Raw genomic sequence first — 15601 nt, forward strand, 5'->3', positions numbered from 1 at the left:
AAATATAGATTAATATGCAAGCAAATAGGATACTGATTTTAGTGCATTTTTGAAAAATTTAAACCGTCCCTTCCGGGTGTCACTGAATTGAAAATAAAAAGTCAGAGACTTTTCGGAGTGGACTCAATCATTGAAATCTAATAATTGGTATTTAGTTGCAACAGCTGCTTTTTGTTCAGCAGAAGCGGTTCCTTTATACAGATAGATAGCCGTATCCGTCATATTTACGTACTTACCTTTATTTGCCGGATTATTCATCATCCAAACTTGTTTAAAAGAGCCGTTCCAACGCTGATCAACGGCTTCATCGAAAAGATTCACAAAATACAATGTCGGCATAAACCGATTGAATGGTCTGCCGTTCAAAATATCTCGTTTCATTCCGGGTTGATCATCATATTTCATGCAAAAAAGTAAATGTCCATTATGCCCCCCATTACGAATAGTATAATCATCGTATTCCGGTTTATTGTATAAATGATCGTTCGAAAATTCCACATACCAAATTACTTCCGAATTAGTTGGTCCGTCAGCATTAGACATATTCCAAATCGATTTATAATCAGGATTCAATGAGAATAAACCGCTTTCGATAATTTCAATGGCTAAGTCTGCCGCTTGTTTGTATAACTGAGAATTATCGGTTTCAGATGCTCTAGTTAAAGAAAGTCGAGCCTTAAGAGCTTTAGCAGCCCAAATCGTAATTCGTCCCCCATTGTTCTTTTTATCGGATAAATTACTGTTTATGCAAGAATCCAAATCATTAAAAATTTGTTCATATATCTCTTCAGGTGCCGTTTTATTAGCCGTTGTTTGAACGCCGATCGTTTCTTCTGTAGTAAAATGAGTTGCACCCCAAGTTTCAACAATATGCCAATAATAAAAAGCCCTCAAAAAACGAGCTTCGGCAACCCGTTGCTTTTTTAAATCAGCCGAAATTACTGCATTTTTTGCTCTGCCAATAGCTGCATTACATGAATTGATTCCACGATACAAATATTTCCAGTAATTGGTTAAAGGTGTATTCGTTCCATTGAAGGCTATAGGATCATAATCATTTAACGTGGTATTTGTATTTCCAGCAGCTTTAGTGAAAAGATCAGTCCCTGTTTCAGTAATGCCATAAGCATCTTCTCTTCCATACCATAACCGTAATGGAGTGTAACAAGAATTGATCAAACTTTCATATCCGCTTTGGGTAGTAAAAAAAGGATCAGATGTCAGACTGTTTCTGTTTTCTTCTTTCAGAAAATCTTCACATGAAGCAAGAAATAAAATTGCTCCAAAATACAAAAGATAAGATAATATTTTTGCTTTCATAATGTCTTAATTTAGATGGATATTAAACGCTTTTAAAAATCAAGATTAAGGCCAAATACAATTTGCCTTGTCATGGGAAAAGATTCCCCTCCTCCTCTTTCCGGATCATAATCTTTTAATTTGCTAAAGGTAAACAGATTTTGTCCGGTAACATAAAGTCTCAGATTATTAACGTGCCATTTGCCAATTAGATCTTTAGGTAAGTTGTATCCAAAATTTATATTTTTTATTTTAAGAAAAGAGCCTTTAACAATCCCTAATGTACTAAAATACAATCGACTAGTTTGTACTACACTGGCATCCGGACGCGGAAAATCATTGGAGGGATTTTCAGGAGTCCAATAATTAACTGCAGCTCCATTTTCCAACCCTTAAGCTTTATAACTTTTATAATAGGTATAATCAATATATTGCCCAATGCGCGCATATGCAAAAATAGAAAGATCGAAATCTTTATATACGAACGTGTTATTCATCCCCAATGTGAAATCGGGACGCTGCTTAAATTTTACACGATCGTCAATATCTATCTTGCCGTTTATATTTATATCTTCCACCTTAATTTCTCCGGGTTTTGTTCCATATTTTGTTGCCTCTTCTGCTTCATCTAATTGCCATATGCCTATTTTTTTATAATCGTAAAACACTTTTATAGGATAGCCTACAAACCAACGATTCTCTATATCGGCTGTTACACCTGACGAAAGTTGAGTAATTTTTTCTTTACTGGTTGAAAAATTCAAATCAGTAGTCCATTGAAAATTTTTATTATTTACATTCAACGTATTCAATGTTAAATCCAATCCCGTATTTTCCGTTTTACCAATATTTTGCATTATACCGTTATATCCACTTGACATGGGAAGAACACGTGAAAGCAACAAATCATCGGTATAAGATTTAAAAACATCTGCCGTTAAAGAAATGCGATTTAGAAACAATCCCAAATCAAGGCCTAAATCATAAACGTCAGTTGTTTCCCATCCCAAATCAGGATTGGGCACTGATTTTGGATAATATCCCAACGCCAGTTTATTGTTGAAAGAATATTGAGAAGAACCTAATCCGCCTAACGTAGTATAAGGATCAATAGCACTATTACCGGACTTTCCCCAACTTATGCGGAGTTTTAAATTGGATACGGCCGATACATCTTTCATAAAGAGTTCTTCATTAATTCGCCAACCTAAGGCGACAGATGGGTATGAAGCCCATTTATGACCCTCTGCCAATACAGAAGACCCATCTCTTCGCAAAGATGCCGTCAGTAAATACCGCTCTTTAAATTTGTAATTTAAACGTCCGAAATATGAAAAAGTGTTGGTTTTAGTATAATCGCTCCCTATTCTGATTTCCTGTGAATTAGACTCTAAAAAATGATACAACGTATAAGCAGATGGCTGATTTTTACCTGTCCCCAAATAATACTCATAAGTATTGCTAATTAACGAAGTTCCCATCATTGCCTGAATATTGTGATCTTCTTTTATCCTTTTGCTATAGTTCAAAATATTCTCCCAAGTGATATTGGAATTTGATGAAATGTATGCACCTGAACTTGAGGCAACACCTGCACCATCCAGGGTCATTTTATCATAAAAATATCCTTCCCTTTCGTTCGAAAAATCAATTCCAACGTTCGACCTGAATTTAAGATCATTTATAATATCCCAATCAACATAACCCGTACCGAAAAAACGTTTATTTAACACATTATCTGCAGTTGCTCCCGGTACATCATCTAACAACGGGTTCATTTGTGAAGGATAGCCGGGAGACGGATAGGGATTAATCGTCCCATCATCATTATAAGCTTTTGCAATGGGAACAATTTTGTTTGCCATATTCAACGGATCTCTGCGTTTATCCTGATCTTTGTAGGTATAAAGGATATTAGCTCCAATTTTAAAATTGTCAAAAATGGAATGGTCCAACGTGACTCTCCCGCTATACCTGCCATATTGATCGTTAACTTTGAAAATTCCCTTTTCATTCATGTAACCTAATGACAACGTATATGAGGTTTTGTTGTTTCCACCCGACATGGATAATTCATAATTTTGAACGTATCCGTCATTTATGAGCAGGCGGGGAAAATCTTCCATTTGCCCTTGATTCAGATACTCTAGCTCCAACGGCGCAAAAATCTTTGAATCATCATCTTTAGAACTCCATTTTCCAGTGGTTCGGTTTGCTTCTCTTTTCAAATCTGCATACTCATATCCATTCGAATAATGAGGATATTTAGACACGGTATTGAGCCCTCCATATGCATTGAGAGAAATCCGGGTCTTACCCTCTTTCCCTCGTTTGGTGGTAATTATTATTACTCCGTTTGCACCTTTTGATCCATATATAGCTGTAGAAGATGCATCTTTGAGAATCTCGATAGATTCAATATCTGTTGAATTAAGATCTATGCTGCTTCCATATGGAATACCATCAACCAAAATAAGCGGAGCATTACTTGCAGTGATGGATCGTTCGCCTCGAACTGTAAAGCTAAGTCCGGCACCTGCCTGTCCGCTTGACTTTACTAAATCGACACCGGAAACCCTCCCTTGTAAAGATTCCAAAACATTTGTAGTTACAACAGCAGTAATATCTTTGGGCTTAACGGTGGAGATTGCACCGGTCAAATCACTTTTTCTTTGTATGCCATATCCCACCACTACTAATTCGTCTATCATTCTGACATCTTCCGATAAACGAATGGTTAATTTAGTGTTATTACCTACTTTAACTTCTTGTGTTTTATATCCGATGTAAGAGATAACCAAAATATCTTCGGGATTCGCTTGCAATGAAAAATTGCCGTCGATATCCGAAACCGTACCAATTTGACTATTCTTAATTCTAATGGAGGCACCTACAATTGCCTGTCCATTTTCATCCGTAATAGTTCCCGAAATCATTCTAGTTTGAGCCATGCTCAAACTAGACCATAGCAATGCGAAAACCACACATACTATGTGTGAAATTTTTCTTTTGTGTTTGTTCATCATAATTTAGTCTAATTTAAAAAAATCAATATTAATACATTATAAAAATAAACTTATCGCCATATCGACTATTTTTTGAAAAATACAAATCAGAGATTTATTTTTAATTCCAATAAATTATTAATATTCCATTTACAATATAAATATAAATAAATTAAATATGGGTAGGAAAATTGATTTTTAAAAGGAGGCATATTGTTATTTAACAGATACTTTATGCAGTAATAGCAATTATTCATTTAATTTCTTCCATAAAATTCTCTTCCAAAACTTTTTCCCTGGGGTAATTTAAAGCTTCATCGTCTGACAATTGTCGCGACCATGCAACACGGTGTAAGGTATCACTTCCTTACCTGTGTTTTGATACTCTACAAATGTTGCTGTTTTTCTCTTTCTGATAGCAACTGTACAAGGTATAGCTTGTATCAGGGGCACTCCGTTTATCATTACCGTTTGCGAAAAAACAAGGAAACATGTCGGATATAAACATAGGATCACGAACAGAATATGCGAAAAAAATGCTTTCATGTTAAAATCGATATTTCAGGATTATTCCACTTTAAACCAATCGATTTCTACCCTTCCGCCATCGTTATTCTTTACGGGACGAGAACAGAAAAATCCCATTTTTGCTCCTATCCACTTGCCTTCTTTAGCCATAAATGGTTTTCCGAGTGTTTTAAAAATTTTTCCATCCAAACTGTAAGTGAATACGCAACGTGCTTCAGGAGACACGCGAACCTGAAGATAAAAAGTGGAATCTGTTAATGTCCGTTTTTCGTTGACGATTTCTTTCCCTCTTTTTTCTGCTTGTAAACATTCAATTTGAGAAAGGATGAGACCATCTTTTGTTTTCTCCAGCGACAGCATACCATAGTCCATTCCCATGATTATCAAACCGGTTCTCTCTCCGGTAATAACAGTTGAAGGACGAAAAGTCAACTTCACCGTAGCCGTAAAATTATCGGAAGGAAATTTTTGCAGCAATAAATTGGGAATATCCCATAAATTGATATAATCATCCGGAACAGGAACCGAATACAAAGACAATAAACCGGTTTGAGGATTTGCGAAATACCACCATTCACCAGGATTGGCGTTCCACTGCCATTGCAATCCGAGTGTAGGCGAATTGAAATCATCACTTTCAGGAGGCGTCGCTGCCGGATAATTTTTATCCGTTTTCGGCTTTCTGAAGCTCATAGCCGGTTCGCCACAACCATCATTATCTTTATCCACGCCGATAACGGGCCAATCGTTCTCCCAAGTCATGGGTTGCAAATGTACTACACGTCCAAAAGGACCTTTATCCTGAAAATGGATAAACCAGTCTTCTTCGAATGGTGTGACTACCCATCCACCCTGATGCGGGCCGTTTACAGGAGTATTACCCTGAGCCATAACCATTTTCCGCTCATAAGGACCAAAGATTTTTTCAGCCCTTAAGGCGATTTGCCAACCGGTTGAAACACCTCCGGCAGGAGCAAATATGTAATAGTAGCCGTTTCGTTTGTAAAATTTAGGGCCTTCAATGGTAGGGTCAATATCGTGTCCGTCGTAAACAATTCTACTTTGTCCAATAACCTTTGTTCCTTCGGCGTTCATCTCCTGAACAGCTAACAAACTTTTTATGCCGGCGCGACTACCTGCATAAGCATGGACTAAATATACCTTTCCATCATCATCCCACAAAGGACACGGGTCGATCAAACCTTTCCCCTTCTTTACCAACAATGGTTTCTCCCATTTTCCGGCCGGATCTTTACTTTTAACCATGAAAATACCATAATCAGGGTCGCCATAATAAATATAAAATTCTCCATTGTGATAGCGAATGGATGGGGCCCAAACACCATTGCCATGCTGAGGTTTTGAGAAAATACTATCGGGTTCCAATTTGTCGATCCCATAACCGATAATCTCCCAATTTACGAGATCATTTGAATGAAGAATCGGCAAACCGGGAATGCAATTGAAACTTGAAGCAGTCATATAATAATCGTTTTCTACACGACATATATCGGGGTCGGAATAATCGGCATGTAGTATAGGATTTTTATAGAAGTCGTTCCCTAAATCAGCTACCCATGACTTTGATATCTTATTCTGGGCAATAAGAGGAAGCGATAAGAACAATAAATATGGAAATATTTTTTTGAAAAATCTCATGATAAAATTTTTAAATTTAAGGGCGATTGAAAACCAAAATCAGTGATGGCAAAGGATTGAATTTCACAGAAAACTCTTGATTATTATCAACTTTTTTACGACATAAAAATGATACTATTTTCACAAAATCTTCTTTTAATACCTTTTCAATCGTAATTTGTGCCGCTTCTTCGGGGGTCAATATTTTTGCCCAATTAACCCGTTTGTCTGTATTAGCTCCGTCACCATAATTATTGAATTCGGCATACCGAGCCGTATTCTCATTTTCCGGATTCCCCCAATTGTGCCATCCAGAAGGATGAATCCCTGACGGAAGTTCACAATTCATAAACACGGTCATGGCATAAGGCCGCCACGGTCTTCCAAGATAAACCGACGTCACACCCTCGGCCAATGTTACCTTGCAACGATTGAATATATACCCATATTCAATGTTTTGAGGTGTACTTGCAGCAGTGATATACGAATTCTTTTTGCAATGAAGCACGCATTCTTCAAACCATGCGGTAGCCGAACCGAAAATAAAATCCGTCGTTCCTTCGATATAACACCGATAAAAACATAACCGGTTGCCTTCTCCACCGGTATAAACCGTATCCTGATTCCCCAGCAAACGACAATTCTTTATGATGATGCGATCGCCCTCTGTATGCAGAGCAACAGCCTGGCCTACAGGTCCTGCGGCATTTTCAATCGTAAGATTTTCGAGCCGGATATCATTCCCTCTCACTTGCAGTGTATAAGAACGGAAAGTTCCCATATTCTCTTTTCCTGCATAATCATCATAGCTAATGATGGTTTTTTCCTTGTCTTCGCCTATAATTGCTATGTTGCATACATAATCCGGAATCACAATTTTCTCACGATAAATACCGTTTTTTACATAAATGGTGGTTGGTCCCTCTGGATCAAATGCTCTAACCGAATGGATCGCTTCCTGCAAAGAAGTAAAATTCCCTCTTCCGGATTTATCAACCACAATTTTTTTAGTTATCCCTTTTTCAGTCCCGGAATTGGCACAAGCCACCAAAGGAAAAAACGTAAATCCCAATAAAAAAACAACTACATTAACAAACCTATTCATAATTTTTCGATTTAAATTATTCCTGTCATGGCATGAGATGAGTCACCAAACTATTTAAATACATTTCGAGATAGGTATAACCCTCTTTGGTTTTGTCCTCTGCCCTTTTCCCCGGATAATTTTTTTCCAACCATCCATCGGGAATACCGTCCTGATTGGAATCCCTTTTTAAATTAGAGGTCTTATACACAGGCCATCCACCAACATCTTCCTGACTATCTATCAATCCGCAAGTACTCCCGTTCGACCCTTCATACGTATATGTCCTGTTTGTCACTTCTCGTACATAACGCATATCCACTCTATCTCTTACCAAAGAACAACCACTATATTGTAAAACCATCTTGTAAGCCTTTTCTGCCGAATAAGTGGTAACGTAGAAACCTGGAAATTCTTGCGAAACAAGAATATCCGACAGCTTGACCTGCGGCGCATATTTCTCGAAAGAAGAACCCATCTCAACACCCAATACATTATTTGCAGTTACTTTCGGATTTTCATCAAGATAATTTCCTGAAACATAGAACCTGCCATATGTACCCGCAGGTTGACTGTTTTCTCCATTATCGGCGTCAGGATTCACTATTCGGTTCTTTGAAACTCTGCTTGTCGCCGGTCCGGGTTTATAATAATTATTGATAATATTGTAACTACCTCCTTCGGCTCCGTACACGTTGTTTGAGCCCCAGTTGTAAATCACATTGTTCCGAAAATCCACCTTTTCGAGATCAGGCCTGTTGGTATAACGGCTTCCACAAAACCGGGGATTGCGACTATCGTTATGAATGATAAGATTATGATGAAACGAAGCATTTTGTCCACCCCATATTCCGCCATAGCCATGTTTCCCTTTGGTGTGAGCAGAATTTCGTAAGGCTTCGGAAATGATGCACCATTGAAGGGTAAAGTTGCTGTTGTCGTAAAAAGAAGAAACTTCGTCTACACTCCAACTCATGCTGCAATGGTCGATTATGATGTTTTCATGCCCTTTTCCCGAAAAAGCGTCTATCCCCTCCTTTGCTCTGTCTCCCAATCGAAAACGAAGAAAACGGATAATGATATTATCGGCACTGATAATGGTTTCGTGATCGCTAATGCAAATACCATCTCCGGGCGCCGTCTGACCGGCAATGGTTAAATCCCCATTATCGATTTTTAAAGGACGGTTAAGTCGAATCAATCCCGATACCTCGAACACAATCGTCCTGGGGCCTTTTTGTTTGATAGCCCATCGCAAAGTACCGGGCATTTCGGTATCCTCCAACGAAGTTACAAAAAACACCTTTCCTCCGCGTCCCCCGTCAGCATACATGCCTGCACCCTCGGCACCGGGAAAAGCAGGAATTTGGGCAGAGGCCATCACCATCGATGACCATATAAAAAATAACGACAAATAGGTTTTCATTTCTTTACTTGGAAAACAATTAATACATCATTTATCGAGCAATACGCTCACTTTAATGAAAGGAGCAACAGCCTTTGGGTCATTATCGCGTCGCGGCGTGGAGATGTAATATGCATAACTACCGTCACGATATTCTTTTTCTCCACCCAAACCGGCTACTTCACAAGCATCTGTTACGGTAATAGTGCCATCCGGATTTTCTTTTACAAATCGCTTCACATATTGATCATAGGCGGTTCTCCCTTTTTCTTCGAATACTTTAGGTAAAAAACCGTTTTGCGCACCCTTAACCCAGGTATAAATAAACATGGCCGAACCCGACGATTCCAAGTAGTTTCCCTCAGCACCAACTTTATCCGTTACCTGATACCACATACCAGTGGCCGGATCGCGATATTTTTCGATAGTGCTGGAAATGTCGTTTAAAATACGGATGATTTCTGCCCTGCGGGGATGATTTTCGGGCATGAAATCCAATACATCTACCAACGCCATCATATACCATCCTATGGCTCTCGACCAAAAATTTGGCGATCTACCGGTTTCAGGGTCAGCCCAACGTTGTTGCCGACTCTCATCCCAACCGTGATACAATAAGCCTGTTTTTTTGTCTTTGGTCACCTTTTCTGTACCAATTATCTGATGAGCAACCTCATCGAACAATTGAGGTTCACCAAACCTGGCTCCATATTGGGCCAAGAAAGGGCAACCCATATAAATACCGTCCAACCAAACCTGATGTGGATAAATTTTTTTATGCCAAAATAAACCATCCGATGTTCTTGGATGAGTATTCATCTGGCTTCTCAATAAAGCCATAGCCAACCGATACTTCTTGTCTTTTGTTTCTTCGTAAATCGGGAAAAGCATTTTCCCGGAATTCAACCGGTCAATATTGTATTCTTCCAATCGATAGGTTTTTATCGTACCATCCTCGTTAACAACATTATCGGCATAACTCTCGGCATAATCGAAATATTTTCGATTACCGGTTTTATTCCAAACATCCAATATCGCTCCCAATTCCAAACCATGACAATAATTCCACTTCAACTCCTTTGAAAAATCGACCATCCAACTTTCAGGATTACGTTTCATTTCTGAATCAGCCATCCTTACGTAATAAGGATCGGCTGATTGAGTACAAACAGAAATAGAAAATGTCAATGCTACCATAAATATTCCAATTTTTCTCATTGATTACTTTTTTTGAAAAGTGTTTGTTTTAATAAATCCTTTTCTAGTCCTGACTTATCTTTATTTGATTTTTATCTACTTCCGGGCTTATTTCTATTTTATCTTCCAAAAAAGGTAATAATTCCACAGTTGATGTTCTGCTTCCTTTTACCCTCATCACTTCCTCAGTTGTGTTTTTATCGAAATAAAGATTTACTCCCTTGAAATTTTTCACGTTATTCAATATGTAAGAAGGACCTTCTTCGGCAATTACCGTAACATTATCGAAAACAATATCTTTAGCCTCAGAAAGCTCGGCGCCATAGCGAGCAGTAATGAAAGCATTTTCAAGCCGAATATTTTCAATATTCATCTCGGGTAAACCATTAAAAAACATGGCTCTACGCGCATTTTTAGACACAAGATCTTTAACGAAAATATTCCTAAACACCGGCGTTTCTTCCGTTACGGGATAAAGTTTCTCATCATCTGCACCCGTGTAACCTTCTTCCAATGCTTCAGAAGCCGATCTACCTCCGTAAAAAAGATCAAACAAAAAAGAATCGGTCAAAATATTAAACATATAAATATCCGAGATATAAATGTTTTCTACTATTCCACCACGTCCTCGCCTGCTTTTGAAACGCAAGCCTACATCGGTTCCTAAAAACTGACAATTACTTACCGATATGTTCCTTACTCCTCCCGACATTTCACTTCCTACTACAAACCCGCCGTGTCCCTGAAAAACTTTACAATTATCCACTATTACATTTTCGGTAGGACGCCCACGCAATCTTCCCTGTTCATCTTTACCTGATTTGATGCAGATGCCGTCATCTCCTACATCAAACAGGCTGTTTACAATAATAGAATTCACGCACGATTCCAAATCAAGGCCGTCTCCATTTTGTGCATAAGCTGGATTCCGTGAAAAAATGCCATCGATAATCACATTTTCACACATTAACGGATGAATATTCCAAGCAGGTGAATTTTCGAAAAGGACACCTTGCAAATAAACGTTTTTGCACTCGATAAAATTCACCATTACAGGCCGAAGAAAATCTTTAATTTCCAGCCATTCCTCTTCTGACAAATTACTTGCGGGAACGTTCATATCACTCATCTCGGCACCTTTGAGCGCACCTTCTGATGGATACCAACTATCACCTTTGACTACACCTCCTGAAGCCACAACTTTTTTCCAATGGCTTTCCGTAACTTTGCTTTTTTTAAGTGGGCGCCATGCTTCACCTGAGCCATTTATCGAACCTTCGCCCGTAATAGCAATATTTTCCAGATTTCTTCCCGAGATCGGCGATTGGCAGCGCCGGGTATCCAACCCTTCGAATACTGTTTTTACCAGAGGATATAAATCGAAATCGGGCGAAAACAATATCAGTGCACCTTTGTCGAGATACAAATTGATATTCGATTTAAATACGATAGGGCCGGTAAACCATACCCCTTTGGGTACGATTAATGTTCCTCCCCCTTTCTCTGAAAGACTTTGCATAGCTTTTTCAAAAGCCTCCGTATTAAGGGTAATGCCATCCGGCTTTCCTCCAAAATCCAAAAGGGACACTTTATTATCGGGAAATTCGGGAATCATTACCTTGGGCATCTCAAAAGGTAAGTCCGTATATAAAGAGTCATATTTATATCCTTTTTCATTTGTATTTCCCGCACAGGATATAAAAAGTAAAGCAAATGTCAATAGAAGAGCTGTCGTTTTCCTCATTATTTTTGAATTGATTGATTTTTTATTCTTTTATTTTTTATAGGAAATAGGAACGATAAAATAGAAAATTACCACCACCTTGGATCACCAACCTTATTAACTATCGATTCATGAGTAACTGTAAAATCTGAATGAAGAGGATCTTTGAACAATTCTTCAGAGGTCATGTTTAGAAGAATTACATCATTAATTGGCGAGGCAGGTTCGGTTGCTCCTTCAGGAACATACCAAATAAGATCGGAAGTTCGATAACAACCTGTAACAACGATATTTTGGCAAGAACTCCTCATTCCACCGACTCCGTTTACTGTATCCTGTCCTGCGCCAAAAAGACAATTTTTTAACGTAATCCCTCCAGGTACAGTATTCTTGTTATAATCCAGAAAATAAGAACTGCTGTTTGCTGGAGTATAACAAGTAGTCACATTTTGCATTGTTACTGAATTTACACCTAATGCTTTGCCGCAGACCAGCACTTTATCGGCATGTGCTATTGTTGAATTTACAACAACAATATCCCTAATATAAGCTGCATCGTGTCCATTATTCACAACACCATATCCGCCTATACTATCCATAACACAATTATTAATAGTTACACTATCAATTTGGGAAGCTGTCTGCATTCGTATCACTCCGCGCTTGTATTTGATATCACAATGATTCAATTCGATTTTGTTGGCATTTGCCCCAGATTGGTTGATATTGAAAACATAGGTTCCTCCATAATTTGAATCGGTTTTACGCTTTCCGGTTTGCGTTCCCTCAGTGAAAAATATTTTATCGAAACGTATGGTAGGTTTATCTGCCGCGCTCGATATTCCAAAATTCCCATTGATAGCCATAAGGGCTTTGCCTCTTAAACTTAAACCGGTAGTAAATCGAATGTTATGAGAGATTAAAACGGTTGAGATTTCGTAAGTATAACCACCCATAAGAACTACAGTAACACCTTGGGGATAAACTGTATGAATAGAATCAACAAAATCCTGCGTAATTACGTTCAATGATTCTTTCTCTGTCAAAGATCGAAGATCTATCGTATTTTCTCCAAAATTTTCAGACGCGGTTGTTTGGTACAATCTCTTACCACAATAATCATCATCCGAATAAATCTTTATGACATAGGTTTGTTGAGGTTGAAGTCCCTGAATAATTTTCTCACAGGCCTGGTTATCCGCTTCTGTCAGATCAACCGATTTAACCAATGTATCGTTTTTGAGCACATCAATTCTCGTATAAATCACATCGCTTGGCTCCCACCGTACCCTGACCGCAACATCAATCACATCAGTAGCAGTTGGCGTAATCAACTTAGTGGGATAATCAGCAGTCTTTACATCTTCCAATACATAATATGCTGAAGTGATATCACCTCCTATGGACTTAATACGTATTTGATATTGAGTATCATATTCGAGGTCTTCGAAAGTATATTCCGTTTGATCGGTTGTTACTTCTTTTAAAATGGTTGTAAAGGAGTCTGTAGAAATTTGCAACTGATAAGCCTCAACACCTTTGTACTTATCCCACATTACTTTGATCCATGTTCCCCCATAAGAAACTTCGCGTACAACAGGTCTGAATAAACGAGGAGGATTTCCTAACTCTTCATCTTCTTTACACCCTGACGTTACACAAAGTGCAACCAATATGCCGAAAAACAATATGTTGATATAAACTGATTTTTTCATTGTCTTATCTCTTTAGAAAATTAATTGCTGCTTAAAACATGTCCATACCCATCATTGTTGAGATATTTGCTAGCTCCTATCACTTGAGCCGGAATGGGCAATAAATAGGGAACAGCAGAAATACCTGTCGGATCTGCGTATCCTCGCCAGCTTCGCTCTACATAAGTTGATGGTTCATATGTAATTACGCCTGTTTTGGAATCGGTAATTTTACGATATAAACTTTTACACCAATTTATAGAAGCATACGTTCCCTGAATTTTCCCCAATTCCTCATCAGGAACAATATTTTCGGGTACAGTTTCAACTTTATAACGGGGATTCAAAATCGATATTGTTCCATTATTTCTCGTATAATAAAGAACATCGGCGTAGTTTATATATTTTGCTACTTTAGGGTTTTCCAATTCCAATTCATAAGCTGCCTTACCCATATTATTCAGATCATCTTTTATTTGAACAATTCGTTTTCCATAATTATTCCATCTAACAAGGTCAAACTTACGAAGACATTCTCCTCCAAATTCCCATGCACGTTCATTAACAACAGCTTCAAAAAAATCTTCTTTTGAATTGAGCTTATTGATATAATTCGTTACCTTTTCAGCTCTGTCCTTTTCTACAAATGCCCGACTTCGAACTTTCGTTAACATCTCTTTAGCCAGTGAAGTCGGTCCATTCAACTCATTCTCCGCTTCTGCCAACATAAGCAAAATGTCAGAATATCGCATCAAAGGCCAATTAATTCCGGTTGATTTTGAAGAGGAAGGTCCAAGATCTGCAGGAACCAGCAACCGATTCCATTTACCCGGTGTCATTTTGGTTATACTGTTCATGTTTTGTTGTGTATCAGAAGAATAATAAATCATAGAAATTGTTATTGGCAAACGAAGATCATTTTCATCAAACGAATAATAATAGGTAGGAGTAAAACAAATATACGAACTTCCGCTTCCTTTAGAACTATTTGTAACCGTTACGCCAATACACCAACCTACATCGCCTCCACCATTTACATTCGTAAATGCAACCTCATATAAAACGTCATCATTAACCGTAGTAATCCATCGACTTTCGTTTTCAAATATTTGAGAATAATTCGGATTTAATTCTCTACCTCTCAAAGAAATAAGTTTTTGAGTATAATCTTTTGCCAATTGATAATATTCTTTAGAAGTGCGTGCCGTTTTGGTCGTCTCCCCAATTGTATAGGTTACGGCAAGACTATCGTTGCTCAAGTCCAAGTAATCATCCGCACGTTTCATGGTTCCATCTTCCGTCATCCCATACCCTGCACGAAATAAAGCCAAGCGGGCAATGAAGCCCAAACAAAACTCCCGATTCATCCTTTCAATCCCGTCACTGTACTGATCGGCAAAATACATCCCTTCTTCATGATCAACCAAATCCTGTATCATCCCTGAATAAATGATGTTTTTGTCCGTCCGGGGTTTATCCAATTGCATTCCTGCTTTTGCCGATTCACGATGATAAGGAACATCTCCCCAATAATTGCATAAAAGAAAATATCGACAGGCACGTAAACAATATGCTTCACCAAGCAGCATTTTCATATCAGAATTTCCTTTTTTGTATTCTTCGCTGGCTTCTATTCCTTCGATACACTGATTGGCACGTTCGATTGCCAAATAATTATCGTTCCAACACTTTAAAATATCACCGAAATTTTGGAGTAAACCACCTTGTAATGACCACACGTCACGACGTGAACCATCAGGATTTGCCGAAGGCTCATTTGCCTCAACATCGGTATTTTGCATAAAAACATTCGACATGCGAGAAGTATAAGTATCCTGCGAAAATAAAGCATAGACTCCCAATACCATTTTTTTTGCATCGGAAGCGTTCGAAAAAACATAATCCGAATCGAAAGCCGATGGAGAATCCACATCCAAAAAATCGTTACATGATGCCATAATTAGTAAAGAACAACACACTATGGCTATATCTCTTATTATTTTCATGAGCTTATTTTTTAATTGATTT

10 protein-coding genes are annotated in these 15601 nt (G+C 38.2%); all 10 read right to left on the reverse strand.

Annotation, left to right across the window (positions count from 1 at the left end):
- Window positions 1-123: 123 nt before the first annotated feature.
- The 10 genes from OLM34_RS10445 to OLM34_RS10485 all read right to left on the reverse strand — a co-directional run bounded on the left by OLM34_RS10445 (window position 124) and on the right by OLM34_RS10485 (window position 15579).
- Window positions 124-1320, reverse strand: a complete 1197-nt coding sequence (locus tag OLM34_RS10445; protein ID WP_264407154.1) for a RagB/SusD family nutrient uptake outer membrane protein — start codon at window positions 1318-1320, stop codon at window positions 124-126.
- 32 nt (window positions 1321-1352) lie between these two features.
- Complete coding sequence (locus OLM34_RS11440; RefSeq protein WP_320051513.1) at window positions 1353-1688, reverse strand: hypothetical protein; 336 nt, start codon at window positions 1686-1688, stop codon at window positions 1353-1355.
- A 3-nt stretch (window positions 1689-1691) separates the two neighbouring features.
- Window positions 1692-4250, reverse strand: coding sequence for a SusC/RagA family TonB-linked outer membrane protein (locus OLM34_RS10450; RefSeq protein WP_320051514.1), 2559 nt, complete (start codon window positions 4248-4250; stop codon window positions 1692-1694).
- 621 nt (window positions 4251-4871) lie between these two features.
- A complete protein-coding gene (locus tag OLM34_RS10455; RefSeq protein WP_264407155.1) occupies window positions 4872-6491 on the reverse strand; it encodes a glycoside hydrolase family 43 protein in 1620 nt (539 codons plus the stop codon).
- Window positions 6492-6507: 16 nt separating this feature from the next.
- Entirely contained in the window at window positions 6508-7575 is a 1068-nt protein-coding gene (locus tag OLM34_RS10460; RefSeq protein ID WP_264407156.1) for a pectinesterase family protein, read from the reverse strand.
- A 25-nt stretch (window positions 7576-7600) separates the two neighbouring features.
- A complete protein-coding gene (locus tag OLM34_RS10465) occupies window positions 7601-8980 on the reverse strand; it encodes a pectate lyase family protein (RefSeq protein ID WP_264407157.1) in 1380 nt (459 codons plus the stop codon).
- A gap of 27 nt (window positions 8981-9007) precedes the next feature.
- The gene (locus OLM34_RS10470; RefSeq protein WP_264407158.1) at window positions 9008-10177 is read right to left on the reverse strand and encodes a glycoside hydrolase family 88/105 protein; all 1170 of its coding nucleotides are present in this window, start codon (window positions 10175-10177) and stop codon (window positions 9008-9010) included.
- A gap of 43 nt (window positions 10178-10220) precedes the next feature.
- Entirely contained in the window at window positions 10221-11900 is a 1680-nt protein-coding gene (locus tag OLM34_RS10475; RefSeq protein ID WP_264407159.1) for a glycoside hydrolase family 28 protein, read from the reverse strand.
- A gap of 68 nt (window positions 11901-11968) precedes the next feature.
- Complete coding sequence (locus tag OLM34_RS10480; protein ID WP_264407161.1) at window positions 11969-13594, reverse strand: fibronectin type III domain-containing protein; 1626 nt, start codon at window positions 13592-13594, stop codon at window positions 11969-11971.
- 20 nt (window positions 13595-13614) lie between these two features.
- On the reverse strand, window positions 13615-15579 hold the full coding sequence (locus OLM34_RS10485) for a RagB/SusD family nutrient uptake outer membrane protein (protein ID WP_264407163.1): 1965 nt from the start codon (window positions 15577-15579) through the stop codon (window positions 13615-13617).
- Between the last annotated feature and the right edge of the window lie 22 nt (window positions 15580-15601).

The organism is Anaerorudis cellulosivorans, assembly GCF_025943985.1.
Lineage (GTDB): Bacteria > Bacteroidota > Bacteroidia > Bacteroidales > Dysgonomonadaceae > Anaerorudis > Anaerorudis cellulosivorans.

Excerpts from the sequence above, each read along its gene's own strand:
- OLM34_RS10470 (WP_264407158.1), bottom strand. The coding sequence starts at position 10,177 with ATGAGAAAAATTGGAATATTTATGGTAGCATTGACATTTTCTATTTCT.
- OLM34_RS10485 (WP_264407163.1), bottom strand. The coding sequence starts at position 15,579 with ATGAAAATAATAAGAGATATAGCCATAGTGTGTTGTTCTTTACTAATT.
- OLM34_RS10460 (WP_264407156.1), bottom strand. The coding sequence starts at position 7,575 with ATGAATAGGTTTGTTAATGTAGTTGTTTTTTTATTGGGATTTACGTTT.
- OLM34_RS10475 (WP_264407159.1), bottom strand. The coding sequence starts at position 11,900 with ATGAGGAAAACGACAGCTCTTCTATTGACATTTGCTTTACTTTTTATA.
- OLM34_RS10450 (WP_320051514.1), bottom strand. The coding sequence starts at position 4,250 with ATGGCTCAAACTAGAATGATTTCGGGAACTATTACGGATGAAAATGGA.
- OLM34_RS10455 (WP_264407155.1), bottom strand. The coding sequence starts at position 6,491 with ATGAGATTTTTCAAAAAAATATTTCCATATTTATTGTTCTTATCGCTT.
- OLM34_RS10480 (WP_264407161.1), bottom strand. The coding sequence starts at position 13,594 with ATGAAAAAATCAGTTTATATCAACATATTGTTTTTCGGCATATTGGTT.
- OLM34_RS10445 (WP_264407154.1), bottom strand. The coding sequence starts at position 1,320 with ATGAAAGCAAAAATATTATCTTATCTTTTGTATTTTGGAGCAATTTTA.
- OLM34_RS10465 (WP_264407157.1), bottom strand. The coding sequence starts at position 8,980 with ATGAAAACCTATTTGTCGTTATTTTTTATATGGTCATCGATGGTGATG.